Origin of the sequence: Nocardiopsis sp. NPDC058631, from assembly GCF_042716955.1 — a bacterium.
Taxonomy (GTDB): Bacteria; Actinomycetota; Actinomycetes; order Streptosporangiales; family Streptosporangiaceae; genus Nocardiopsis.
Genome location: NZ_JBHXQY010000040.1, coordinates 17,780 through 43,189, shown reverse-complemented (window position 1 = coordinate 43,189; position 25,410 = coordinate 17,780). Strand labels below are relative to the sequence as shown.

General features: G+C 71.5%; 18 protein-coding genes. 4 read left to right on the top strand and 14 right to left on the bottom strand.

From position 1 onward, the window contains the following. Window positions 1-2: 2 nt before the first annotated feature. Genes ACFWTE_RS15340 through ACFWTE_RS15330 form a run of 3 tightly spaced genes read right to left on the bottom strand, consistent with a single transcriptional unit; the run spans window position 3 to window position 3,463 of the window. Window positions 3-896, bottom strand: a complete 894-nt coding sequence (locus ACFWTE_RS15340; protein WP_378780025.1) for an ABC transporter permease — start codon at window positions 894-896, stop codon at window positions 3-5. Next, on the bottom strand, window positions 893-1,828 hold the full coding sequence (locus tag ACFWTE_RS15335; protein WP_378780024.1) for an ABC transporter permease: 936 nt from the start codon (window positions 1,826-1,828) through the stop codon (window positions 893-895). Before ACFWTE_RS15335 ends, ACFWTE_RS15340 begins: the two co-directional genes overlap by 4 nt. 42 nt (window positions 1,829-1,870) lie before the next feature. Further along, window positions 1,871-3,463 carry an ABC transporter substrate-binding protein gene (locus tag ACFWTE_RS15330; protein ID WP_378780023.1) on the bottom strand — a complete coding sequence of 531 codons (1,593 nt, stop codon included), beginning with the start codon at window positions 3,461-3,463 and terminating at the stop codon, window positions 1,871-1,873. A gap of 751 nt (window positions 3,464-4,214) precedes the next feature. On the opposite strand from ACFWTE_RS15330, the gene ACFWTE_RS15325 reads away from it, so the two are divergent. Continuing rightward, complete coding sequence (locus ACFWTE_RS15325; RefSeq protein ID WP_378780022.1) at window positions 4,215-4,775, top strand: ATP-binding protein; 561 nt, start codon at window positions 4,215-4,217, stop codon at window positions 4,773-4,775. 89 nt (window positions 4,776-4,864) lie between these two features. Here ACFWTE_RS15325 and ACFWTE_RS15320 read toward each other — a convergent pair whose 3' ends face one another. The 4 genes from ACFWTE_RS15320 to hisS all read right to left on the bottom strand — a co-directional run bounded on the left by ACFWTE_RS15320 (window position 4,865) and on the right by hisS (window position 12,790). Next, on the bottom strand, window positions 4,865-5,713 hold the full coding sequence (locus ACFWTE_RS15320) for an AMP-binding protein (protein WP_378780021.1): 849 nt from the start codon (window positions 5,711-5,713) through the stop codon (window positions 4,865-4,867). 398 nt (window positions 5,714-6,111) lie between these two features. Beyond that, window positions 6,112-8,652: a LuxR C-terminal-related transcriptional regulator gene (locus tag ACFWTE_RS15315; RefSeq protein WP_378780039.1), complete on the bottom strand. Its 2,541-nt coding sequence runs from the start codon at window positions 8,650-8,652 to the stop codon at window positions 6,112-6,114. Window positions 8,653-8,816: 164 nt separating this feature from the next. After that, complete coding sequence (locus ACFWTE_RS15310) at window positions 8,817-11,273, bottom strand: ATP-binding protein (protein ID WP_378780019.1); 2,457 nt, start codon at window positions 11,271-11,273, stop codon at window positions 8,817-8,819. A 176-nt stretch (window positions 11,274-11,449) separates the two neighbouring features. Continuing rightward, window positions 11,450-12,790: a histidine--tRNA ligase gene (gene hisS / locus ACFWTE_RS15305; RefSeq protein WP_378780017.1), complete on the bottom strand. Its 1,341-nt coding sequence runs from the start codon at window positions 12,788-12,790 to the stop codon at window positions 11,450-11,452. Window positions 12,791-13,666: 876 nt separating this feature from the next. On the opposite strand from hisS, the gene ACFWTE_RS15300 reads away from it, so the two are divergent. The 3 genes from ACFWTE_RS15300 (at window position 13,667) to ACFWTE_RS15290 (ending at window position 17,152) form a co-directional block, all read left to right on the top strand. Further along, the gene (locus ACFWTE_RS15300; protein ID WP_378780016.1) at window positions 13,667-14,281 is read left to right on the top strand and encodes an ATP/GTP-binding protein; all 615 of its coding nucleotides are present in this window, start codon (window positions 13,667-13,669) and stop codon (window positions 14,279-14,281) included. Between the two features lie 112 nt (window positions 14,282-14,393). Beyond that, window positions 14,394-16,700 carry an accessory Sec system translocase SecA2 gene (secA2, locus tag ACFWTE_RS15295; RefSeq protein WP_378780015.1) on the top strand — a complete coding sequence of 769 codons (2,307 nt, stop codon included), beginning with the start codon at window positions 14,394-14,396 and terminating at the stop codon, window positions 16,698-16,700. 182 nt (window positions 16,701-16,882) lie between these two features. Continuing rightward, entirely contained in the window at window positions 16,883-17,152 is a 270-nt protein-coding gene (locus ACFWTE_RS15290) for a DUF6406 domain-containing protein (RefSeq protein WP_378780038.1), read from the top strand. 910 nt (window positions 17,153-18,062) lie between these two features. On the opposite strand, the gene ACFWTE_RS15285 is transcribed toward ACFWTE_RS15290, so the two are convergent. From ACFWTE_RS15285 to ACFWTE_RS15255, 7 genes are all read right to left on the bottom strand, one after another. Continuing rightward, complete coding sequence (locus ACFWTE_RS15285; protein ID WP_378780014.1) at window positions 18,063-18,413, bottom strand: hypothetical protein; 351 nt, start codon at window positions 18,411-18,413, stop codon at window positions 18,063-18,065. Window positions 18,414-18,907: 494 nt separating this feature from the next. Then, window positions 18,908-19,840 (bottom strand): cytochrome d ubiquinol oxidase subunit II, encoded by a 933-nt coding sequence (locus ACFWTE_RS15280; RefSeq protein WP_378780013.1) that lies wholly within the window; start codon window positions 19,838-19,840, stop codon window positions 18,908-18,910. Window positions 19,841-19,859: 19 nt separating this feature from the next. Beyond that, on the bottom strand, window positions 19,860-21,107 hold the full coding sequence (locus ACFWTE_RS15275; RefSeq protein ID WP_378780012.1) for a cytochrome ubiquinol oxidase subunit I: 1,248 nt from the start codon (window positions 21,105-21,107) through the stop codon (window positions 19,860-19,862). A 193-nt stretch (window positions 21,108-21,300) separates the two neighbouring features. Then, a complete protein-coding gene (locus ACFWTE_RS15270) occupies window positions 21,301-21,975 on the bottom strand; it encodes a response regulator (RefSeq protein WP_378780011.1) in 675 nt (224 codons plus the stop codon). Then, on the bottom strand, window positions 21,972-23,195 hold the full coding sequence (locus ACFWTE_RS15265) for a sensor histidine kinase (protein ID WP_378780010.1): 1,224 nt from the start codon (window positions 23,193-23,195) through the stop codon (window positions 21,972-21,974). The genes ACFWTE_RS15270 and ACFWTE_RS15265 overlap by 4 nt, the downstream gene beginning before the upstream one ends. Window positions 23,196-23,238: 43 nt before the next feature. After that, on the bottom strand, window positions 23,239-23,661 hold the full coding sequence (locus ACFWTE_RS15260) for a pentapeptide repeat-containing protein (protein ID WP_378780037.1): 423 nt from the start codon (window positions 23,659-23,661) through the stop codon (window positions 23,239-23,241). Between the two features lie 823 nt (window positions 23,662-24,484). After that, window positions 24,485-25,342 (bottom strand): spermidine synthase, encoded by an 858-nt coding sequence (locus ACFWTE_RS15255; RefSeq protein WP_378780009.1) that lies wholly within the window; start codon window positions 25,340-25,342, stop codon window positions 24,485-24,487. Window positions 25,343-25,410: the final 68 nt, after the last annotated feature.

Here is a 25,410-nt window from a genome sequence, read left to right as displayed (position 1 = left end):
CGTCACTTCTCCACCCCCCGGTCGATGCCGATCGCCGCCCGGGACAGCCCGTCGGTGATCAGGTTGGCGCCGATGGTCAGGACGGCGATCGCCGTCACCGGCAGTGCCACCGCCCACGGCTGCACGGCCATGCCCTGCCGGTTCTCGTTGATCATCAGCCCCCAGTCCGCCGTCGGCGGCTGGAGCCCCATGCCGAGGAAGCCCAGTACCGCGACCACCCCGATGGAGTAGGTCAGGCGCAGGCCGAGCTCCACCAGCAGCGGGCTCGTCACGTTCGGCAGGATCTCCACCGCCATGATCCGCCAGCGCGGGAGGCCGATGGCCTCCGCCGCCTTCACGTAGTCCTGCTCGATGACCTTGCGGGTCGCCTCGCGGATCACCCGCGCCACACGGGGCATGTGCGACACCGCGATGACGGCCACGATCAGCCACACCTTCGGGCCGATGATCGACATCACCAGCAGGGCGGCGATCAGCTGCGGGAAGGCCAGCAGAACGTCGCTGACGCGCATGAGGACGTCGTCCAGCCAGCCGCGCCGGTACCCGGCGATGATGCCGACGACGGTCCCCGCCGCCACACCGATCCCCGCGGAGGCGCCCGCGAGCAGCAGCAGCGTCCACCCGCCCCACAGGAAGCGGGTCAGGACGTCGCGGCCCCGGTTGTCGCCGCCGAACAGCGTGCCGTCCACGCCGGTCTCGTACGGTTTGGCCACGAACTCGGTGGGTGTGTACGGGGCCACGAAGGGGCCCGCCACCGCGACCAGGACGACCAGGCCCGTCAGGGCGACGCCCACCCTGGTCCGGCCGAAGCCCCAGGCGGTCCGGAACAGTCCGGCTCCGCGGCTCCGGGGTACGACGGTCACGGGCTCCACGCCCGCGTTCACGGGAGCGCTCATCGGTTCGCCACCCTCACCTTCGGGTTGGCCGCCAGCCCGATCACGTCCGCGAGCAGGTTGACGAGGATGTAGATGCCGGCGATGAGAAGGACCACGGCCTGGATCAGGGGCACGTCGCGGTTCTCGATCGCGTCCATCAGGACCTTGCCGACACCGGGGAAGTTGAACAGGAACTCGATGGCCACCACGCCACCCGCCAGCCACGCGAGCTGGAGGGCGACCACCTGGGCCACCGGCCCGATGGCGTTGGGGGCGGCGTGCCGCCACAGGACCGCGCGCTCGTCCACGCCCTTGAGCCGGGCCTGCTGGACGTACTCGCTCTCCAGGACCTCGATCATCGTGGCCCGCATCATCCGGATGATCGGCGGCGCCACCGCGAGAGCCAGCGTCAGCACGGGCAGCACCCACTGGTCGGGTCCGCCCACGCGGGAGTACACCGACGGGAACCACCCGAGTCCGCCGGGTCCCAGGAGCAGGATCAGCAGGATGCCGACCACGAACTCGGGGATGGACGCCACGACCAGGGTCCCCATGGACGAGGTGTGGTCGAAGGCGCGGTCCCGCCGCAGCGCGCTGACCGCGCCCACGAGCAGGGCGAGGGGGGTGGCGGCCAGGGCCGCCAGCCCCATCAGGGTCAGCGAGCTCAGGACCGGCTTGGCGAGGACCTCGGTGACCTCCAACCGGTTGGAGTAGGAGGTGCCCAGGTCGCCCTGGAGCAGGCCCTGCAGCCAGTGGAGGTACTGCACGGCCACCGGCTCGTGCAGGTTGAGCTGGTCGCGCAGGACCTCCACGCGCTCGGGCGTGGCGTCGCGGCCCAGGATCATCTGGGCGGCGTCACCGGGCAGTGCCTGCGTGGCCGCGAAGACCACGAGGGACACCGCCCAGAGCGTCAGCGCGCCGAAGAGGAGGCGGACGACGATGAGTCGGAACATGGTGCGCTTTCGGTAGCGGTCGGTCGGGTCCTGGGGGAACCGCTACTGCTCCAGCCAGGCCCGGTGGAACGCGTAGGAGCCCAGCGGGTGGCCCGACACGGCGGGTTCCAGGCCGTGCACCGCGGTGCTGTGGCCGTCGAGGAGGTTCACGAAGCCCCACACGATGTAGCCGCCCTCGTCGTACTCGACCTGTTGGGCCTGACGGATCAGCTCGTTGCGCTCGTCCTCGTCCGCGGTGCGGCGGGCCTCTTCCAGGTGGCCGAGCCACTCCTCGTTCTCGCCCCACATGGTCTCGTTGTAGGGAGCGCCCACCACCGAGCCCTGCGCGGCCTGGGTGATGTAGTTGCGCGCGCTCCAGAAGTCCTGGCCGAAGGCGTAGGGGAAGCCCTCCTCCTCGTTCCAGTAGTCACTGGGGTTCACGCGGCGGAGCTCGACGGTGACCCCGGCCTCGCGGGCCTGCTCCTGGAAGACCTCGGCGGCGGCGACCACGCCCGCGCTGATGTCGGAGGTGACCAGCTCCACCTCCAGGCCGTCCTCGTGCCCGGCCTCGGCCAGCAGGCGCCTGGCCTCGTCGATGTCCTGCTCGCGCTGCTCGAAGTCGTCCGGGTAGGACGGGTCCATCCGCGCGTACATGTCGTTGCCGACCTGGCCGTACCCGGAGAGGGCCTGGTCGATCATCTCCTGGCGGTCCACGATGAGCCGGAACGCCTGACGGACGCGGACGTCGTCGAAGGGCGCCTGGTCCACCCGCATGGTGAACGGCAGCCACATGCCGGTCTCGGACTCCATGATCGCCAGGTCGGGGTTGCCCTCGATCACCGCCACCTGTGCGTGCGGGACCTGGGTGATGAGGTCCACGCTGCCGCTGTTGAGGGCGTTGACGCGCGCGTCGTCCTCGGGGAAGTCGACGATCTCCAGCTCGTCCGCGTAGGGCAGGCCCTCCTCGTGGTAGCCCTCGTGCCGCTCGAAGAGGCTGTACTCGCCCGCCACGAACTCGACGCTGCGGAAAGGGCCGCAACCGATCGGGTCCGCGGGGTCGTACCCCTCGGGGACGACGCAGTTGTAGTACTCGGCGAGGGCCTCGGGGAGGGTGACCGTGGGATCGTCGCACCGGATGACCACCGTGCGCTCGTCCACCGCCTCCAGCCCGTCCACGTCGACGCCCGCCATGTCGCCGGCGCCGCGCAGCGGGTTGTCCGGGTCCAGGATGCGCTGGAGGGAGTAGATGACGGAGTCCGCGGTGACGGGGGAGCCGTCGTGGAAGGTGAGGCCCTCCTTGAGCACCACGGTCCACTCGGTGGCGTCCTCGTTGGGCTCGACGGAGTCGGCCAGGTTGTTCTCGATGGTGCCGTCGTTGGCGTAGCGCAGCAGCCCGGCGTAGAGCGCGTAGTTACGGGCGATGTCCACGTTGTCGGTGGGGTCGTGTGCGTCGAGTGTGTCGTTGACACCGCCGCCCGCGACGCCGACGCGCAGACGCCCGCCCTGCTGGGGTTCACCCCCGCCCGAACCCCCGGAGTCGGACTCCGACCCGCAGGCGGCCAGGACCGGGGCGACCACGGCACCGGCGGCGGAGACCTTGAGGAGGGATCGGCGGCTGGGAGCGGAGAAGCGGGGGCCTTCGGACAGGGACGACAAGGGACACCTCGTGTGGGACGGGAACCGCGGGGCGTCCGAGGCCGGGAAGGGGCGGCGCTCGGGGTACGGGCGCGGCCCGGCATCGGACCTGATCGATACTTGTTCGCCCTTCACGGAGCGTCAAACGAGGTCGGAAGGGGTGTGGATCGTGAACACGGTGTTGCGGCACGGTAACGGGGAAAGGAGCGGGAGGTCCGCCCGAACCCGCTCTGGCCTGCGGTTTTGCGCGCTGTTCGGCGGCTTCCCCACGCGGCCGTGTGCGCGTGGCGCCCACCGCCCGTTCGCGGCGAACGACGCTCCGGGGGTCGCCCGGGTTGTGCCCCAATCGATGTCGGGGGGAAGCGAAACCGTGGCGTTTAATGCGAGAAATATCCGTTTTGTGGTCGTAGTGAGCTATATGTCTTTTTAGATGGGTGCGGGCCGGGCCGGGTGCGGTCCGAGTCGGCGCAAGCGACCCAGGGCGGGCGGCCAGGTGGGGTGCTCGGGAACGGGGGCCGGTTCCGCCCCTGCCGCCGTCGGGAAATCCGCCCGCCCGGGGCGTGCATTGCCAACGTGTTACACCTCACATGGAGGACTCTGGGGTCCGGACTGTTTCCTTTGTCCTCATCGGGGATGACACGTGACGGGGTTTTGTGGCCAATACAAGGCGGGGGCAACGCAGGTGTGCTGTTCTGGACCCAGCACACCCTTGTCTAAGGTGAGTGCAGGCGGCGCAACCCGCGCGCCCGTCGCGGGTGATTGGAGTGACCGGATGGCTGAGGCGAGGCAACTCCGGGAATACGTGCCCGCGGAGGTACCGGAGAGCACGGTTCCCACGACACCGGGGTTCGAGGCGGGCGACCTCACAGGAGGGTCCACGGACCACACGGTCTGGAGCTGTGCCGGGAACCTCACGGCAGTACGGTCGATCCGTGCGCGCGTGCGGGAGTTCCTCACCCGCATGGGGCACGCCGAGGGCACCCTGGACGACGCCGAGCTGTCCGTCAGCGAGCTGGCGACCAACGCGCTGCTGCACTCCCGCTCCGGGCAGAGCGGAGGCGTCATGACGCTGTTCATCCGCTCCGACGCCGGCCGGCTCCGCGTCGCCGTGGCCGACCAGGGAGAGCGTGACGGCGAGGGCGTGCACACGCGCGAGGACGGCGACGACTTCGGCCGGGGCAAGCTCATCGTCGACAGCTGCGCCACCCGCAGCGGCGAGTACTGGAGCGAGGCCACCCACGTGGCCTGGTTCGAGATCGAGGAGGGCCACGTACCGGTCTCCGCGTTCGACGGGGAGCCCGCGTCCACGGAGTTCGCCGAGCCCGGGGACTGACCCCCGGACGGACCCGCACCCCTCCTCCGGGTCCGCGCACGGCGAGGACCCGGAGCCGCTTTTCCGGCCCCGGTACCCCGTTCGGTGCGTCAGAGCACGCTGTCGTGGTGCGGGAAGGCGACCCGCGTCGGTTCGGGCGCGCAGAGCACGGTCACCTGCCGCCCCTCGGGCGGGGGGCAGTCCGCTCCGGTGACCACGCAGGCCCCCGTCCACAGTGCCAGTGCCACCAGCGCCACCCGCGTCGCCTCGTCGCCCCGCTCGTCCACCGCCACGACGTCGTCCGCGGTCAGATCCAGCAGGTTCCGCAGCTCGGAGAAGCGGACCATCAGGTCGTTGTGCGGGTAGAGGGTGGTCAGCAGCCCGCCGCTGGTCCTCTCGTAGCCCAGGATGCCGTTGTCGAACAGGCCCCGCGCCGGGCTGTACCCGTTGCCGTCGGGGCTGGGCTGCAAGAGGTCGTCGAAGGGTGTCGTCCCCAGCGCCGGTCCGAACGAGATGATCTGCCGCACCCGCGAGCGCTCCGCCAGTTCGAGGGCGGTCTGCGCCAGCTCGGGGCTGACCAGGAGAAGCCGCGCGTCGGTCTCGGCCAGGACCGCGCACTGGGTGTCCAGGTCCGACGAGGTCGAGAGGGGCAGTGCCCGGCCGCCCACTGCCATCACCGTGTAGGTGGCCAGGAACCGGTCGGGCGAGACGGGCGCGAGGACCCCCACGACGTCACCGAAGCACATGCCCCGACGGCTGAGCCCCGCGGCGGCCTGCTCGACGGTAGCGGCGAACGTCAGCGCGTCCACGCGGTGTCCGACGGCCCGCAGCGTTCCCGGCCGCGTGGAGCGCAACCGCAGCCGCTCGCAGAGGCCGCCGGTCAGTGATCCGATCGGGTCGTCCCGCCGCGGCAGGTGTCGCCCCGGTCGTCCGGTTCCTGAAGACAGCCCTACCCCCATACGTACCCCCAGTCGGCCCATCCGGCGGTGGTTTCGTTGACCGGGCTCGTCGCGCCCCCTCCACGTGGCGAGCCCGGCCAGCGCCGCGCCGGGCGGTCGGTGCGGTGTCCCTCCCCAGGACGCACCCCGCTCCGGTGCGGTTCTCCACCGGCCCCGGGAAGCTTCCCGGGGCTGACGGTCCGTCGGAATCCCGTGTTCGGATCGGGCTCCGGCGGCCGCTTCGAGGACCCACGGAACCGTGTCACCGCGGTGCCACGAACGTGGTGTCCCATGGCTTGAAGCCTAGCGCGTTCACAGTCAGATGCACATGCATATTGCTATGCAGATGCATATGTAGATTCTGGCCGACGGGGAAGGAACGCCCGTGCGAGAGGGGCGTAAACGGGCAGACCGGGCGATCAGTCCGCGGCTCTGTGCTGCTCCATCCACGCCGTGATCTGCGTCCGCGAGTGGAAGCCCATCTTGCGGTTGATGTTCGCGACGTGCCTGGCGGCCGTCGACGGCGTGATGAACAGGGTCCGCGCGATCTCCGGGTTGCTCCGTCCCGAACTCACCAGCCTCGCGATCTCCAGCTCCCGTTTGGTCAACCGCTGCTGGGGGGTGACCGACCCGGGTGCCGGTACGGGGCCGTCCACGGGCCGACGCCTTCGCCCGCGCGCCGCCGCGGGCTTGCGGGTGGCGGCCTGCGCCGGCGGCGCGCTCCGCCGCGTCGGGGGACGCCGCCCCTCCTCCGCCAGGCGCTCGGCCTCGCGGACCACCTCCGACAGTTCCAGTCCGCGGCCCTGCTCCCACCACGTCACCATGTGCCGGCGCTGCCGACGGGCCCGCTCCACGTCGGCGAAGGGCCATGGCGCTCCGTGGACGGACAGGCCCAGTTGTTCGCGCACGCCCACCGCGGCGCCCGCCAGCCTGCAGGCGGGTTCGCGCAGCCCGGCGCCGAACACCACGCGGGCGATGGCGACCAGCGCCCGCGCGGCCTCGGCCCGCTGCCCCGTCGAGTGGCTCAGCAGCAGCCCCTCGCTCAGGTAGTCGTAGGCCTGGCCCGTGGAGCCCTGCGCGTGCGCCACCCGCCCGATCCCGGCCAGGCAGCGCGCCTCCTCGGCCGCAGCCCCGATCATCCGCTGGGTGTCCAGGGCCTCGCGGTAGCAGCGGTCCGCGGTGATCAGGTCGTGGTTGGCCTCCGCGGCCCGTGCCTGGCCGATGAGGGTGACACCTACACCCCACCGGTGGTCGATACCCCGCAGGAGGGTCAGCGCCGCGTTGTAGTGGTGGTCCGCCGTCAGATAGTCGCCCTGCTGGGCGACAAGGGCGGCACGGGTGCCCAGGGCGATCGCCTCGCCCCACTGGTCACCGGTCTCCCGGCACAGTCTCAGCGCCTCCTCCACCCGCACCGCGGCCTGGTCCGACACGTGGTCGCGCACCTCCACCAGGGCCAGCAGGTTGAGAGCGGTGCGCACGAACGCGTCGTCCCCGGCCTCGCGGCACAGCCGCAGCCCCTCCTCGCCCAGCGACACGGCCAGACCGTGGTCGCGCCGCACCCGCGCCAGCTGTGCCCGTGCGACGAGGGCCCGCGCCCGTGAGGGGGCCTTGCCCGACTCCTCCAGTTCCAGCAGCCGGTCCATCCAGTGCGCGCCCTCGGCGTGGGACTGGTGGCTCACCCAGTGCGCGACCAGGCTCACGCACAGCCGGAGCCCGGACTCCGCCGCACCGCGCGACAGGGTCCAGCGCAACAGCGAACGCAGGGTGTCGTACTCGGCGATCACCCTCTGGCGTCCCGCGTCGCGCTCGCTCCAGGGCATCGGCCGGCTCGACTCCAGCTTGCGGCCCAGGTCCTCGACCAGGCGCAGCATCCGGTCCAGCAGGCGTTCGTGGTAGAGGTCGGCCTCGTCCGCGGCGACCAGGCGCCCGGCGGCGAAGCTGCGCACCGCCTCCGGGAGCCTGTAGCGCACACGGCCCTCGAACTCGCCGGTCACGGTGATCAGCGAGCGGTCCAGCAGCGACGTCAGCAGGTCCAGGACGGCCGACTCCGGCAGGGAGTCGTCCGCGCACACCTGCTCGGCGAGTTCGAGGTCCCAGCCCCGGAAGACCGCCAGGCGGCGCAGCAGCACCTGCTCGGCCTCCGACAGGTTCCGGTACACGTAGTCCAGCACCAGCGGCAGCACCTGGCTGCGGGAGATCGCCTGTCCGGGACCCGGTTGGAACTCGGGCGAGGCCAGGTGGGCGCGCAGGCCCGCCGCGAGCGCATCGGGACCGACGACGGGTGCGAGGGCGCCGAGCACCTCGATCCCCAGCGGCACCCCGCCCGTCAGGTCGCACACCACCGCCACGGTCTCCAGCTCCTCCGGCGTGGCCGAGAAGCGGGGGTCCCGTGCCCTGGCGCGGTCGAGGAACAGCCGGACCGCGTCGGACGTCGCGGGATCCGGCGGCGGCGCGTTGCGCGCGGCCACCGGGAGCGCCATCGGGGTCATCCGCCACACGGTCCCGCCCGAGAGGCGGACGGGTTCCTCACTGGTGAGGAGGATACAGAGCGCCGGGCAGGCGGCCAGCAGGGCCTCGCCGACCTCCTTCACCTGGCCAGGGACGTGTTCGCAGGAGTCCAGCACCAGCAGGAGGCGCCGGGAGCGCAGGGCCTCGGCCACCGTGGCCGACAGCGGCTGTCCGGGTTCCTCGATCACGCCCACCGCGGCGCAGACCCGCGCGTAGACCTCCAGCGTCGTGTGCGCGTCGGTGAGGTCGGCGAGCCACACCCCGTCGGGGAACGAGACGGTCGACTGCTCGGCCACGCGCAGCGCCAGCCGGGTCTTGCCCATGCCGTCGGTTCCGCACAGGGTGACGGACCTGCTGGAGCCGAGCAGGCGGAGCAGGTCGCTCAGGTCCCGTTCGCGGCCGACGAAGCCGGTGCCCGGTCGTGGGAGGTTGTGCCGCGCGGGCGCGGTCAAAGGTGCCATGGCCTTCACAGGTAGGGGCGGTCGGGGGTTCCTCACCAGGGCTGAGGGGGCGGTAGGCAAGGGGTGCGTCATCGAGAAGGGTGGTGGTGGTCGGGGTTTCTGTCTTAGCGGGTGCACGCGCACTGTGCAAGTGCTACCGGGCGATCGGAGCCCTCTCAGCCACCGTCCAGGGGAGCAGCCCAACCGGTCAACTGCGTCCTGGACGAAATGGAGAGTTTTCTGAAGATGTTCGCTATATGTCGGGCTGCTGTGGCCTGACTGATGGTCAACCGTTCGGCGATCTCCCGGTTGGACAGGCCGCGTTCGGCGAGATCGGCGATCTCGCGCTCCCGGGGTGTCAGCGACTCCGGCCCCGACGCCGACGGGGTCGGCGGCCGGGGGAAGGCGAGCGCCCGGTCGCGCACCTGTTCCAGGGGCAGCGACCGCCAGGCGTTCCAGGCCTCGGACGTCCGGGCCCCGCCCACGAGGCGCTCCACGGTGGAGCGGAGCCGCAGCGTCTCCGCCGAGGGCCGGTCCAGGGAGGTGCGCAGGCCGGCGGCCACACCCGCCAGGGCGGCGGCCCGTTCGGCCTCGTCCTCGGCCAGGGCCAGCTCGGCCAGCGCCTCCAGCGCACGGGCCACCGCGATCCGCTGCCCGGACGTGAAGCTCACCCGAAGACACGTCGACAGCGGCTCACGCGCACGGAGGGGCTCGCCCCCGGCCAGGAACAGGCGGCCCAGGTCCCGCGCGCAGTGCGCGGTGGCAGGAGCGGCCTCCAACTCGCCGAAGACCGACAGTGCCTCGGTGAACAGCTCGCGCGCCCGTGCGAAGTCCCGGCGCTCCGCGGCGATCGTGCCCAGCCCGTGCAGGCCGCGGGCCACGCTCCAGCGGTCGTCCAGGCTCTCCGCCAACGTGATGCCGTGCTCCAGGTGGGCGACGGCCAGGTCGGGTTCCCCGTTGCGCCGGGCCACCTGTGCCAGCACACCGAGCGTCGTCCCCTCGGTGATCGGGTCGTCGATCCGCTCGGCCCACCCCCCGGCGCGTTCGGCGTGTTCCAGCGACTCCTCCAGACGGCCCGTCCGCAGGGCCAGTGCGGCCATGGTCGTGAGGGCGGAGGCCGCGCCCCCCGCGTCCCGGCAGGCCCGGGCCGCCTCCAGCGCGCACTGGGCGAGTGTGGACACGCGCGGGGCGGGGTCCAGGTCCAGACGCAGCTCCGCGTGGAGGGCGAGGGCGCGTGCCCGCAGGGCCGGCGACTGGGCGTCGGGGTCCGCGGCCAGGACCCGCACCAGGACGCGGCTCCCCTCGGAGGCCAGGTCGCGCACCATCCAGTACGGGCGGAGCGCCACACACACCCTCAGGGCGTCGTCCACGCGTCCCTGCGAGAGCGCCCACTCCACCATCCGGGCGTGGTTCTCCCGGTGGTGGTCGAGCAACCTCAGGTACGACAGCCGCTCACCCCACGCCAGCGGCGCGCAGAAGCTCTTGGCCCACTCCTCCAGGCGGGCGACGGAGAAGCGGAGGTAGCGTTCCCAGCGCGCGTCGAGGTCGCCGTCCTCGGCCAGGCGCTCCGCGGCGTAGGCGCGCACCGTCTCGGTGAGCCGGTAGTGCGCGGTGCCGTCGATCTCGGTGTCCATCACCACCAGCGACTTGTCCAGCAGGGAGAAGTGCAGCGGCAGGATGTCGGCGGAGTCGACGCCCTCGCCGGAGCACACGTCCTCGGCGGTCTCCAGGTACCAGGTGGAGAAGACCGACAGCCGGTGCAGGAGGAGCCGCTCCGGTTCGGACAGCAGGTCGTGGCTCCACTCCAGCACCGCGCGCAGGGTGCGCTGGCGCGGGGGCAGGTCCCCGGAGCCGTCACTGGTCAGGAGCTGGAACCGGTCGTCGAGCCGCCGCAGGATCTGTTGGACCGACAGCACCCGCACCCTGGCCGCCGCCAGTTCGATCGCCAGGGGCATACCGTCCAGCATCCGGCAGATCTCCGCGATGTAGCCGGAGTTCTCCCTGGTCATCTCGAACCCCGCGCGGGCGGCGTGCGCGCGGGTGACGAACAGGCGCACCGATTCGTAGCGCTGGGTGTCGCGGCGGGGGATGGGAGCCGGATCGGCCGCGTACGGGTCGGTGGGCGTGGCGCGTGCGGGCAGGGACAGCGGGGGCACCCGCCAGATGCTCTCCTGGGCCACGTGCAGGGGCTGGCGGCTGGTGACCAGGATCCGCACCCGGGGGCAGTCGCGCAGAACCGCCTGGCACAGCTGGGCCATCGGCCCCACGGCGTGCTCACAGGTGTCGAGGAGGAGCAGGAGGTCGCGGGTGCGCAGCGACGTGATGATGGCGTCGGTCATCGTGCGCTCGTCGTCCTCCACCGCCTGGAGGCTGTTGGCCACCGTGCGCAGCGCCTGGTCGTGGGTGGAGGCCTCGCTGAGGTCGATGAAGCGGACGCCGTCGGGGAACCGGCGCATGACGCGCTCGGCCAGGTGCAGGGCGAGGCGCGTCTTACCGATGCCGCCGGTTCCGGTCAGGGTGACCATCCTGGCGGTGTTGAGGAGACGGCTCAGGTCGACGATGTCGCGCTCGCGTCCGACGAACCTGATGAACTCGCCGGCGGACAGGGGCAGGTTGTGGCGAGGATGAGACATGGCCTCGATCAGTAGGACTCCGAATCGGCCCGCGGGCCGCGCCCGGGGGGCGCGTCGACGCGGAGAAAGCCGTTCCCAGTCTGGCACCCGGCGGCCAGGGCTGTCTCGCCAATGGCCGGTTCCGGCACGAGCAGCCGGAAACCGCCCATGACGGTCGATCAGGTGCTACGGGTCGACTACCCTGCGCTGTCCGACACGGAGGGTTCAGGGGACCAGGTGCCGGGGTCGGCCGGTCCCTGGACGCCCGACCCCATGTCCTTCACCTCGTGGCCGCCGTCGGTGTCGAACGGGGGGAACCACACGAAGGGGATGCCCTTCTTGGACGCGTACTGGATCTGCTTGCCGACCTTGGCGGTGGAGTGGAACACCTCGGTGTTGAACCCGCGGGCGCGCAGCTGCTCACCGGTGCGCAGGGCGTCCCGGCGGCGTTCGGCGTCGGGCACCACGACCATCACGTCGGTGGGGCAGGTCCGCCCCTCCCCGATCCGCCCCTCGGCGACGAGCTTGGCGAAGATGCGGGTGAGGCCGATGGAGATACCGACCCCGGGCAGCTTCCGGCGGATGAACTGTCCGGCGAGGTTCTCGTACCGCCCGCCCGCGCAGATGCTGCCGTAACCGGGGTCGTCGTCGAAGGAGGCCTCGTAGACGGTGCCGGTGTAGTAGTCCAGACCGCGGGCGATGGACAGGTCGGCGACCACGGCGCCCTCGGGCAGGTCGGCGAGGTCGTCCATGACGAAGACGAGTTCGTCGAGGCCCTCGTCGAGCAGGTCGGAGGCGACGCCGAGCTCCCGCACGCGTGCGGCGACGTCCTCGCCCGACCCCTTGACGTGCGCCAGGGCGAGGCACGCGTCGGCCTGCTCCCCGCTGAGGCCCTCGGTCAGGAGGATGTCCCGCACGCCGCCGTCACCGATCTTGTGGAGCTTGTCGACGGCGCGGATCACGGCGACCGGGTCCTTGACCCCCAGCCCCTCGTAGAAGCCCTGGAGCACCTTGCGGTTGTTGACGTTGAGCGTCCACGCGGGGATGTCGAGCCCGCTGAGCACCCGGTGGACGATACGGGGGAGCTCGGCGTCGAAGTGCAGGGGGACGGAGTCGACGTTGATGACGTCGATGTCGCACTGCGTGAACTCGCGGAAGCGCCCCTCCTGCGGCCGCTCACCCCGCCAGACGCGCTGCATCTGGTAGCGCTTGAACGGGAACGTCAGCTCGTTGAAGTGCTGGGCGACGTACCGGGCGAACGGCACGGTGAGGTCGAAGTGCAGCCCCAGCCGCGAGTCGGAGTCGTCCTTGGCGTCGGCCTGGAGCCGGTGCAGGGTGTAGACCTCCTGGGAGGTCTCGCCCTTGGCCGTCAGCACGTCCAGGTTCTCCACCGAGGGGGTCTCCACCGACGCGAAGCCGAAGGACTCGAACCCGGCGCGGATATGGTCCAGCCAGCGCTGCTCCACGGCCCGGACCTGTGGGGTCCACTCGGGGAAACCGCTGATGGGAGTGGGACGGACGACGCGCTGATCGGACATGTGGGGTTCTCGGCTCCCTTGGGAGGGTCGTTTCGGGTGGCTCGCCCTCGGCCGGACGCGGGCGCGTGTGCGCACGTGCTGGTCCGGCGCGGGGAGGGCGAGCCCATCCTACGGCCAACCCGGGGGAGGGGCCCCGGCCCCGGCCCTGGCAGGACCGTGGGGAAGCCGTGGTCGGCCCGCGCCGTGCCCGTACCCGGTCCCGCGGCGTGTGGGAGGCGCCGGGGTCCGCGGAGCCCGTTCACGGCAGGGCCGGCGGGGTCGCGTGGGCGGGGCAGCCAGCCTCCACCGGCCCACGTGGACGGTTGTGGGCCGGTGGGGCGCCGGAACGCCGACCTGAGGTGTCGACCGGACCGACGTCGAAGAGCGGGACGTCGGTGCGTGGTCGCCCGCCCCGGGGCGCCGCGGGGGCTCCCGCGGGCGGTCGCGTCCTCGTGCCAGGAGTCCGTACCGCGACCGCGTTGTGGCGCGGGGGCCCTGCCCTCCACCGTAGACTCCGGGGGCGGTGCCGCACAGGGATCGACGCGGCCGAAAGCGGCCGAAAATGGCCGCTCGCAATGTCGTAAAGTCGACCTTCCGGGGTAGAAGTCTGTGCTTACCTGATCACGGTGAGTTTCGGGAAGAAGACTCACCGCCACGGGGAGCCCCGAGCGCCCGTGGCCGTTCCTGCTGCCTTGGCGACGGCAGGGCCTGCACCGTCGGGAATGTGGTCTCTTGCACCACTGTCCCGAAACGCCGTCTCCGGTGCCCTTGCGGTGTTAGGTTCCAGGAGCGACACCTCCCGTGACGGTTCGGACCCCGGGAGTGCCGCACCCCTCAGGACCGGGCCCTGTGAGCCGCATCGTCCGTACTGGCCCGGCACTCTCGCTAGGACTAACTGTGATCGATCCAGCCAACAGCACGAACAACGTCCACGCACCCACCGAGCTGTCCACCAAGATCATCATCGCCGGGGGCTTCGGGGTCGGGAAGACCACGTTCGTCGGCGCTGTCTCGGAGATCCCTCCCGTGCGTACCGAGGCCGCGGTCACCGCCGCCAGCGCCGGTGTCGACGACCTCTCCCACACCCCGAACAAGACGAGCACCACCGTCGCGATGGACTTCGGGCGCATCTCACTGGACACCGACCTGACCCTGTTCCTGTTCGGCACCCCGGGACAGCAGCGCTTCTGGTTCATGTGGGACGACCTGGTCCGCGGTGCGCTGGGCGCCGTGATCCTGGCCGACACGCGCCGCCTGGAGGACACCTTCCAGGCACTCGACTACTTCGAGCGCCAGTACAGGCTGCCCTTCGTCGTCGCCGTCAACGAGTTCGACCCCGAGGCCCCCTACACCGCCGAGGAGCTGCGCGACGCACTCGACCTGCCCCCGGAGGTCCCCGTCGTCTACTGCGACGCCCGCGACAAACAGTCCGTCGTCCGGGTGCTGGTGACCCTCGTCAAGCACGCCATGGCCGTCGAGGCCCGCCAGCGCACGAAGCGCCAGCTCGTCTGAGGTCCGGGCGACCCGTCCGAGAGCCGGATCGACCCGTCCGGCCCGGTATACGGGCGCCCGGGGTTCTCCGAGGGGTTGTGTGCGGCGTTACCCTGTGGTGGTGTTCGGACGAATGGCGGAAAGCGTCCGCCGCCTACTGGGCAAGCCCGGTGCGGTGGACCTGCGGCCTTATACCAAGCTCCTGTCGGCGATCGAGGCCGAGGAGGATGGTCTGCGTGAGCTCGGCGACGCCGAGTTGACGGAGAAGGCCATCGAACTCGGCAACGCCGAACTCCCCTACGATCGCAACGACCTCGTGTCGCTGTGCGCCGTCGGCCGCGAGGCCGCCCGGCGCACACTGGACGAGCGCCCCTTCGACGTGCAGCTCCTGGGTGTCATGGCGCTGCTCGACGGCCACGTCGCGGAGATGGCGACGGGTGAGGGCAAGACACTCGCCGGGACCCTCGCCGCGGCCGGGTTCGCACTGCGCGGCCAGCGCGTGCACCTCCTGAGCGTCAATGACTACCTGGCCCGGCGCGACGCCGAGTGGATGCGCCCCGTCTACGACATGCTCGGTGTCACCGTCGGGTGGATCACCGAGGACTCCACCCCGGAGGAGCGCCGCGCCGCCTACACCTGCGACGTCACCTACGCGGCCGTCAGCGAGCTGGGCTTCGACGTCCTGCGCGACCGGATGGTCACCGACATCGACGACCGGGTCGTACCGCCGCCCAACATCGCGATCATCGACGAGGCCGACTCGGTTCTGGTCGACGAGGCCCGCGTTCCGCTGGTCCTCGCCGGGGCCGCCGAGAGCGTGGCCGCCGACGTGGAGATGGCGGACGTCGTCCGCGCGCTCAAGCCCCGCCTGCACTTCGAGATCGACGCAGAGGGACGCAACGTCCAGCTCACCGATACCGGCATCGACGCGGTCGAGAAGGCACTGGGCGGGGTCGACCTGTACTCCGAGGACGACACGTCGATCCTCCCCCAGGTCAACCTGGCTCTGCACGCGCACGTCCTGCTCCAGCGCGACGTCCACTACGTGGTGCGCGACGGCGAGGTCCGGCTCATCAACGAGTCCCGGGGCCGCATCGCCCTGCTCCAGCGCTGGCCGGACGGGCTCCAGGCCGCGGTCGAGGCCAAGGAGAAGGTCGCCGCCAGCGAGACCGGCGAGGTCCTGGACTCCATCACTGTCCAGTCGCTCGTGCTCCGCTATCCCACGCGCGGAGGAATGACCGGTACCGCGATGGCCGTGGCCGAGCAGCTCCGCGAGTTCTACGAGCTGGAGGTGGCGGTCATCCCCTCCAACAAGCCGAACGTCCGGGAGGACCACGGCACGCGCCTGTACGCCACGCGCGAGGAGAAGGAGGACGCCCTCATCGCGAAGGCGGAGGAGGTGCACAAGACCGGCCGGCCGATCCTCATCGGCACCCAGGACGTGGCGGAGTCCGAACTGCTCGCCGGTCGCCTGCGCGACGCCGGTCTGGACTGCGTGGTCCTCAACGCCAAGAACGACGCCGACGAGGCGTCGATCATCGCGGAGGCGGGCACCCACGGCGCCGTCACCGTGTCCACCCAGATGGCAGGTCGCGGAACCGACATCCGGCTGGGCGGCAGCGACATGGGTGACCGCGAGCGGGTCGTGGAGACCGGCGGCCTGTACGTGATGGGCTTCGGCCGCTACCCCAGCAGCCGCCTGGACGGGCAGCTGCGCGGGCGCGCGGGCCGTCAGGGCGACCCCGGCGACTCCATCTTCTTCGTCAGCATGGACGACGACCTGGTGGTGAACAACGCCCCCGACACGACGGGGTACGAGACCACGGCCGAGGGCGAGATCACCGACGCGGGCTGGCTGCACATGGTCGACCACGCCCAGCGGATCGCCGAGGGCCAGCTCCTGGAGATCCACCGCAACACCTGGCGGTACAACCAGCTGATCGACGTCCAGCGCGACGTGGTCCTGGAACACCGCGAGATGGTCCTGACCGGGGACCAGGGCGACCGGCACGTCAGGCTGGACCGCAAGAAGCAGCACGCGGAGCTGGTGGACGAGGTGGGCGAGCAGAAGGTCGCCCAGGCGGCCAGGCTCATCACCCTCTACCACCTGGACCGGGGCTGGACCGACCACAACGCGTTCCTGGCGGAGCTGCGGGAGGGCATCCACCTCCGGTTCCTCGGACGCCGCGACCCCCTGGACGAGTTCAACCGCGACGCGGTGCCGGTGTTCAAGGGGTTCCTGGACGAAGCGCGCGCCCGTGCGGCGGAGAGCTTCGAGGGGCTGGAGGCCGAGGACGGCGAGCTCGACGTCAGCGGGGTCGGCGTCAAGCGCCCGTCGATGACGTGGACGTACATGGTGCACGACCACCCCTTCAGCTCGGCGTTCGAGACGCTGGTGGGCCGGCTCAAGGGCGGGCGGGGTACGGCCGACCGGGACTGAGAATTCAGGCGGGGACGGTTTCCTGCGCGGGTCGGGACTTTGGTCCCGGCCCGCGCATTACCTTTGTCAGCTATTCTTCTGAAGCGTTGGCCGGACGCGAAATCGCCATGCGCAATTGCCCTGGCCGCGTTAACATGGCTGCGTTTTCAACAGAATCCGAGACGGTTGGGACTGAATCCACTGTGGTTCACGAAGTCGGCGCGCAGGAGAAGATCAGTTACGGCCGGAACGACCGCTTCGCGGGCGGTCCGGTCGGTGGGGGGAGCTTCTGGATCGACGATGACGGCCGACCGGTGGCCAAGATCGGCGGCCCGAAGGAGTGGCGCCCCACGCCCATGATCGACGTCCACGTGGGAGATGTCTTCAGTGTGGGAGGGCAGGTGTGGAGAGTCACCGATATCGTTGACGCGGACAGCCCCTCCGCCTATCTGCTGGCCATGCGAATAAGTTGAGCGCGCCCCGGGCGGCTGCCCCGGGACGCATTCGACTTGCCCGGACCGGGAAACGCAACCCCGTGCAACCTTTCCGGGAGAAGTCACGGATTGTTTCCATTCCCGGTTTTGTGGATGTCGGCCTTTTGTCGGTGGGGCCCGCCTCGTGGGATCGTGGCGGCCCCCACTGGGGCTCCCGTTAGCTCTGTGATTTCTGGGGTTTCGGGAGCGAAACGGAGGTGTGGCTCTGTGTCACCGCAGTTCAGCGTGTGCCTCCTGATATGGCCGGAAAAAATCGAGACGTTCCGGTTATCTGATGGAGGTTGTTGGTGTTACCGCTGAATCGTTAACGTCAGTGGTGCAGGGCGCGCCTCGGCGCACGGGGAGGGCACTACTCTCGGCGGTTTCCGGGTCGCTGCGCCTTGCCGCCCCCGCGGTCGGTCCCAGGGGCTGTCCCCCGCCCCTGGGCCTGGCCGCCCCCCGCGTTCGGCGGGGGAGCGGCACCGTCGCGGTGCCGGTTCGCGTTCGCGCCCCTCGACGGCCCTGTGGATCTTCGGCCCCTGCCGGGCCCGCGTCGCCCCGGCGCCCTCGCCTCCACCGGGTTCCGCCCCGTTTCCTGTGCCGCCCCGGAAGGGGTCTGCCGTGGTCCCCTGATCCGTTGGGTACCCGCCCCTGCCGTCGACGCGCCCTTGGGTAGATCATGTTCCACCGTGGCAGGGATTGGTCGAGAGGCCGGTCCTGTCTGTAGGTGTCTTGCATTCAGGGCTTGCGGTAGAACGTGTTCCAGTATTAACCTCTGCCTATACCTGGCCCGGTGAGGGCGTCCGGCGGTTCGGTCGCCGGTCGTCAGCGGACGGCAGGTGAGAGGACCGTCGCCCGTCGACGTCGGATCGCGCCCCGGCGTCGGCGGGCGACGCCCGTTCGGCCCCGGTCAGCTCAGGAGGCGGGCCAGTTCGCCGAAGGTGGGGCAGGGCCAGGGCAGGCGGCAGGCCCGGCAGTGGTGCCGGCCCGGTTCGTCCCGCTCCTCGGGTCGGTGCAGTCGCAGCAGGCCGGCGCAGACGCCCGCCAGCGCGGCCACCTCGGCACGGGCGTTGGCGTAGAAGGCGACGTCGTTGATCCGGGCGAGGGCGCTGTCGGAGCCGGCGTCCGGGATGCCGACCGTGTCCGGCTCCCAGGGGACCGCTCGGACGGAGCGCTCTTGGATGCCCTGCACGCACTGGAGCAGCCGCGCGTGCTCTGAGAGGTTTCCCCTCCGTGGCGCTGGTCTGGCGAACGGCGACATCGCTGATCTCCCCCGATGGGTGGATACGCAGCCTCACGTAGTGACACAGCGTATACCCGGTGTCGCGCCTTGTCGCGATCTCTCGGGGTGTGGGGCCAGGGGAAGCGAAAGGTGCGGGCCGCCCCCAAGGGGAGGGGCGGCCCGTCGGCGGGGGGTGGGACTCAGGAGCAGTTGCCGCCGCAGCTGCAGGATCCGCCGCTCTGGCAGCCACAGCCGCAGCCCGAACCGCAGCTGCATCCGCTCAGGTCAGGGACGGTGATCAGGGGGTGGGTCACAGTCACTCCTCGGGGCTCGGCAGCGCCCGCGCGCGATCACGCCGGGAATCCTCCCAGGACAGGAGGGGCGCCGCGGGCGTGCTTCCCGGAACCTGGCGTGCCCCGTCCACGGCTTTCCCAATCCGCGACGAGAACCCTGCCAACACGTGACCGGGCGCCCTCCGTCTGCGTTCCGGGCCGGCCCACCCGGGTCGAACTGGGAAGCCGCGGCTCACAGGGTCAGGCGAAGAAGGTCGCCTCGACCGCTGGGCGGCGTGTTATTCGGTAAAGCCAGACCTGGCCTATGAGCATGACCGGAATTGCGGGCAGGAGGGTCATCCAGACGAACGCCCCGGTCCCGACCGGCACCGGGGACGACGGGAGCTGCGCCGCCACCGCGACCAGGAGCCCCGGCACGGCGATGGCCAGTGCCGACGTGTGGCGCGACAGCATCGGCCCCGCCAGTCCGCTGGTCGCCGCCAACGCTGCCGCGAGCACCACCGCGAGGACCACGGCGAGCGCCGCCGACGAGGGCTCCGGACCGCCGGGGAGGAGGGCCGCGGCAGCGGCGCTCACCGTCGCGCCCAGAGCCGTCCGCGCCAGCGGTCGGGTGACCCGGGCCGCCACGTCCGCGCTCTCCGCGTCCACGGGGCCCACCAGCCGCTCCGCACCGAAGGCCGCCCCGCGCAGGGCGAACAGGGCCACCACCACGGCGGTGCACAGCACGGTGAACGCACTGGCCGTGAGGCCGCCGGCGAGCAGCCCCGAGACCGTCAGACCCCACGTCACCGCGACCGTCCAGCTGCCCGCGACGATCGCGGAGTCGCAGACCAGGCGCCAGAGGGCCCGGTCCACACGTGCGCGCAGCCACAACCCGGCGTCGCGGACCAGCCATCCGGCGAGCAGGGCGGTGAGCACTGGCCACAGCCCGGCGACCACGTGGTGCTCCAACACGGGGAACAGGCCGGCCAGGACCCCGGCGGCGGCGACCAGCCACACCTCCGAGGCGAGGAAGTAGGGGGCGATCGCGGAGACCACGTGTCGGCGCTGGCCTGGTCCGCGCGCCACGTGCGGCATCAGCATGCCCAGGCCGATGTCGGACCCGGCGAGGACGAAGTAGCCCACGACGAACGCGGCGAGGAGCGCTGAGGATGCGAGGGACAGGACGTCCATGGCTGAGAGTCTCCCTGTGTCAGAACGTGTGGACGGGGTCGGCGGGCTCCTCGGGCTCCTCGCGGCGCTCCGCGAGGGGTCCGCCCCCGGGGCCGCGCCGGGCATACCGCACCAGGAGCCAGTAGGTGACGGCCGCCAGGACCGCGAACGCGACGGTGAAGAAGGTGAAGGAGGCGACGGCCGCGCCCGGCGACATGGGAGTCACCGCGTCGGCGGTGGTCAGGTGGTGCACCACCGTCCACGGCTGCCGGTTGGTCTCGCGGTACACCCAGCCGCCGACGCTCGCCAGGTAGGGGGCGAAGGGGGTGACGACCAGCGGGGCGAGGAACCACCGCCACCGGTCGAGTCCGCCGAAGGGCCAGACCAGCAGCATGATCGGGCCGAGGAAGAACAGCACCGCCCACAGGCCCATCATGAGCACGTCGGCGGTCGCGTTGACGCCGTTGAGGAGCGGGCCGCCGGGGGAGGCGGCCTCGATCGCCTCGATCTCCTCGGCGGTGTAGGTGAGCCCGCTGGTGGGCGGGGCCTGTCCGAAGAGCTCGAACTGGATGCCGCCGAAGACCACGACGAACATCGGTACGACGCTCATGACGATCGCGGCGTAGCGGATGCCGCGCCGGAAGATCCCGTGCGGGTCGTCGCGCCGCACCAGGTGGTAGGCGCTGGTCGCGGCGACCACCAGGGCGCCGACCGTCATGGCGCTGCTGACGATGTGCCCGAACGCCATCGTGGCGGCGGGGTTCGTCATCAGGGCGACCGGGTCGGTCAGCTGCGCGACACCGTCCACCATCTCGAATCCGGTCGGGTTGCGCAGGAACCCGTTGGAGACCAGCACCCACCACGCCGAGGCGTACGCCGTCACGGTGACCACGGCGAAGCAGGCGAGGTGCGTCCACCGGCCCATCCGGTCCCATCCGAAGATCCACAGCCCGAGGAACGTGGACTCGATGAAGAACGCGGTCATCGTCTCCAGGGCCAGCGGCGCCGCGAACGTGTAGCCGAACGTCTCGTGGAGGCCGCTCCAGTTGAGGGCGAGCTGAAGTTCCATCACCAGGCCCGACAGGATGCCCATGCCGTAGTTGACGAGGTACAGGCCGCCCCAGAAGCGCACGGCGGTCATCCGCGAACGGTCACCGCGCAGGGCGGACAGGAACTGGGTGGTGAGGATGTACGGGGCCAGCCCGAGCGTCAGCGCCACGAACATGTAGTGCGTGGCGGAGGTCAGCGCGAACTGGAGCCGCGCAAGGAGAAGAGGGTCTTCGAGCATCGTCGGGCCTCGCGATCGGCGGTGGGAACACGCCAAGCATCCGACGACGGTCACGGCCGGCACATCGTCCCGGCGGGGGCTCCCGGCGACCCTCCTCGGGGGTACGCGCGGTCCGGTGGCTGCTTCCGTGGGTGTAGGGGAGGACCCCGGGGCGACCCCGGCGTCCCGTGGGGGGAGGCCGGGGTCGGCGCGGTCAGGTGCCCTGGCTCCACCGCGGCGTGACCAGGGCCGTCTCGTAGGCGATGACGACCAGCTGCGCGCGGTCCCGCACGCCCAGCTTCACCATGGAGCGGCTCACGTGGGTCTTGGCGGTGGCCGGGCTGACCACCAGGCGGGCGGCGATCTCCTCGTTGGACAGGCCGCCCCCGACCAGCGCGACCACCTCGCGCTCGCGGTCGGTGAGCCCGTTCAGGCGGACCGACGGCTCCGGCGCGTCGGGTGGGCGGCGGGCGTAGTCGGCGATCAGCCGCCGGGTGATCCCCGGTGACAGCAGCGCCTCGCCGCCGTGCACGACCCGCACCGCCTGCAACAGGTCACGGGGCTCGGTGTCCTTGACCAGGAACCCGCTGGCCCCGGCGCGCAGAGCCTCGAAGATGTACTCGTCCAGGTCGAACGTGGTGAGGATGACGATCCTGGTCCCCGACAGGTCGCGGTCCGCGAGGATGCGCTCGGTGGCGGCCAGGCCGTCCACTCCGGGCATGCGGATGTCCATCAGGACCACGTCGGGGCGCTCCGCGCGGGTCAGCCGAACGGCCTCCTCGCCGTCACGGGCCTCGGCGACCACCTCGATGTCGGGTGCGCTGTCCAGCAGCGCGCGGAAACCCGCGCGCACCAGGGCCTGGTCGTCGGCGAGCAGCACCCTGATCACGGTGTCCTCGTTTCGTCGGTGCCGGACGTGTCGCGCACGTCCTGCGGAGCGGCATCCGGTCGGCCGGGCTCGGAGCGCCCCACCGGCAGCCGCGCCCGCACCCGGAATCCTCCACCCTCCACAGGGCCCGCGTCCACCGTGCCGCCCACCAGCGCGGCCCGTTCGCGCATTCCGGTGATGCCGTTGCCGGGTACCGGCGGTCCGACCGTGCCGCGTCCGTCGTCCCTCACCTCGACCATCAGGGACGACGCCCCGTACTCGATCCGGACCCGGACGCTCGTCGCACCGGAGTGGCGCACCACGTTGGTGAGCGCCTCCTGCACGGTGCGGTAGGCGGCGGAGTCGGTGCTCACGGGCAGCTGCCTGTGAGCACCGGTGATCTCGACGTCCACGTCGAGTCCCGCCCCCCGCGTGCCCTCGGCCAGTTCGCCGACCCGGTCGAGCCCGGGGACCGGGGACCTCGGCGCGGCCTCGTCCACGGCGCGCAGGACGCCGAGCATCCCGCGAAGCTCGGTCAAGGTGTCCTTGCTGGTCTGCTTGATGGTGGCCAGGGCCTCCGCGGCGAGCTCGGGTTCGGTCTCGATCAGGTACAGGGCGGTGCCGGCCTGCACGTTGATCAGGGAGATGTTGTGCGCGACGGTGTCGTGCACGTCGCGGGCCAACCGGACGCGCTCCTCCGACGCCCGGCGGAGCACCTCCTCCTCCCGCGTGCGGCCGGCCTCGGCCGCACGCTCCCGGTCGGCCCGCAGGTACTCCTGGCGCCAGCGCACGACCTCGCCCGTGCACAGCAGCAGCAGGACCCACGCCACCATGCCGACCGCCTCGAAGCGGTAACTGCCGACCGCCCACAGCTCGTAGGCGTTGACCGCGACGAACTGGCCGATGCCCAGCGTCCACCCGAACACGCGGTACCCCCGGCGGACCAGGGCGTAGAGCGTGACGGCGGTGCACACCATGACCATGCCGTCGGGAAAGCCCAGGGGGTAGTAGACGGTCGCGGAGGTGACCGAGACCAGGCCCACCGCGCGGGGGAAGGCGGTCCGCCACAGGAGCGGCAGGCACGCCGCCAGGATCAGGACGCACCCCCACGGCCAGAGTTCGCGGTCCGTGGGGACGGGAACGACCCACTCCCTCACGAGCGTGCTGCCCATGGACAGGACCAGCAGTGCCAGGGTGATCCAGGAGTCGGTGCGCGTGGGGCGCGGGAGTAGTGCTGCCACACCACTGACAGTACGGGCAGCACCTCGGGGCAGCGCGTCGTCCTCAGGGCTGATCTTCGGCCGTCGGCGTACTCCCTCCGGAGTACGCGCCCTCCGGGCGGCTCCACGGCTCCGGGAGCACCGCCACCCCCGGGGCACCCCGGGCCGCGGCGTCCGACAGCCCGGGGGGAGGCGCCCCGACCGCCTCCTCCTCGCCGTCCTTGGCGAACTCCACGCTCCCCCCGTCGAATCTCGCCTCCACGAAGAGGGAGGTCTTCTCACCGAACAGGGCGTCGTGGAACAGCACACGGCTCCCCCGGAAGCGCGCACGGTAGAAGTCCGCCCTGCCCGCCTGGAAGCGCGCGTGGCGGAAGTTGACCGTTCCACCGGTGAAGTCCGCCCTGCGGAAGGAAACCCTGGCTCCGGTGAACCGCGTGTAGCGGAGGTCGAACTCCCCGCCGACGAACCGCGCGCCGTTGAAGTTCACCGTTCCCCGGGAGAAGACCGCTCCCCGGAGGCTGCCGCCGTCGAAGACGACGCCGCCGAAGTCGAAGGTGTGGCCCTGCCAGGGCCCGTCCGGGTCCTGGAGGCGCCCACCGATGACGCGGACGATGCTGTGGCGGACCTCCCGGAAGGAGGCGAACCGCGCCCGCCTGGCGTGGTGCTCCTCGACCAGGGACTCGGGGGCGTCCTCCGGGAGCGGCGGGGGCTCGGGATCGTAGGGCATGCGCAGGTAGGCGCAGAGGACGTCGACGCACGTCTGTCTGAGCGCGTGGTCGGGGGCGTCGTCGGCCAGGTGGGCCAGGGCGTGGACGGCTCCCAGCCTGACCGCGGCCTGCTCACCGCCGAGTTCCGTGTAGGCGTCGGTGAAGCGGTCGTTGAAGAGCTTGAGGTCCTCCCGCTCGGCCGCCTTCCGGGCTCTCAGGTTCTCCTGGTCGTTGTTCCGCTGCCGGTGGTAGGCGATCACCAGGAGCGCGATACCGCTGAATCCGGCGACGACGGCGAACGCGCGGGCCGCGATCCCGTCCAGGGCGGATACGGCGATCTCCTCGGGGCGGTTGATCTCCGGGAAGCCCAGGAACCACAGGATCACGGCCCCGACCAGTGCGACCCCGACGGCGGCGACGGTCCACGCGCCGACGATGTGGAGCCACAGCAGGGGAGGCCGCTCCGCCTTCCGTGCTCGGGGGACCTCGGTGCCGACGTGAAGCTCGGGGGAGACTCGCATGGGGCCACGGTAGGAGGTACGGGAGCCTCGGAGGAGATCATTGTCCGGTCCCGGCCACTTGTGTCGGAATTTCGTGGCGGGTTCAGAACACGTCGTCCGGCGGGGCGGGGGAGTCGACCGCGTCCGCGTCGCGGACGGGCGCGCGACCGGAGGTGAAGCGGTCCAGGTCCTCGCCCTCCAGCATCCGGGCCATCGCCGGGTCGCGGTGCGCACGGTGGCCCAGCTCCTCCGAGGGGAGCGGCCGGTGGCCGGCCACCAGGACGAGGTTGCCGAACCGGCGCCCGCGCAGGATCCCCGGCTCCGCCGTCAGCGCCACGTACGGCAGCGCCGCACGGACGGTCGCCGCCTGGGCCCGGGTGTGTTCCAGGGAATGGCCGTCGCCGATGTTCACCGCCAACAGGCCTCCGGGGCGCAGCACGCGCGCCGTCTCCGTGTAGTACTCCACCGACGTCAGGCGCGCGGGGGTCCGGGCACCCGCGAACACGTCGCTGACGATCAGGTCCGCGCTGTCGGCGTGCCGGGCCGCGATCCACTCCCGTGCGTCGCCGATGCCCACCCGCAGCTGGGCGCGGCGGTCCCACGGCAGCCGCCGCCGCACCATCTCCACCAGGGGGGCGTCGACGTCCACGGCGCGCTGCCGCGAACCCGGACGGGTGTGCGCCACGTACCTGGCCAGTGTCAGTGCCCCCGCGCCCAGGTGCAGCGCGTCGACCGGCTCGCCCGCGGGCGCGACGAGGTCGGCGGCGTGCGCGATCCTGCGCATGTACGAGAAGTCCAGGTAGGACGGGTCGGCCAGGTCCACGTGGGACTGCGGGGTGCCCTCCACCACGAGGAACCACGAGTCGGACCGGTCGGCGTCGGCGAGCAGCTCCGTGCCCGGGGCACCCGCCGGCTCCCCGTCCCCGTCGCGCTCCGACTCCCGCGTACCGCGTCTGCCCATGATCTCCCCGTCCGTCGGCCGTGCCGGCCGGCCGCGCACGCGCCCGGTTCGCCGATCCTCCAGCCTAG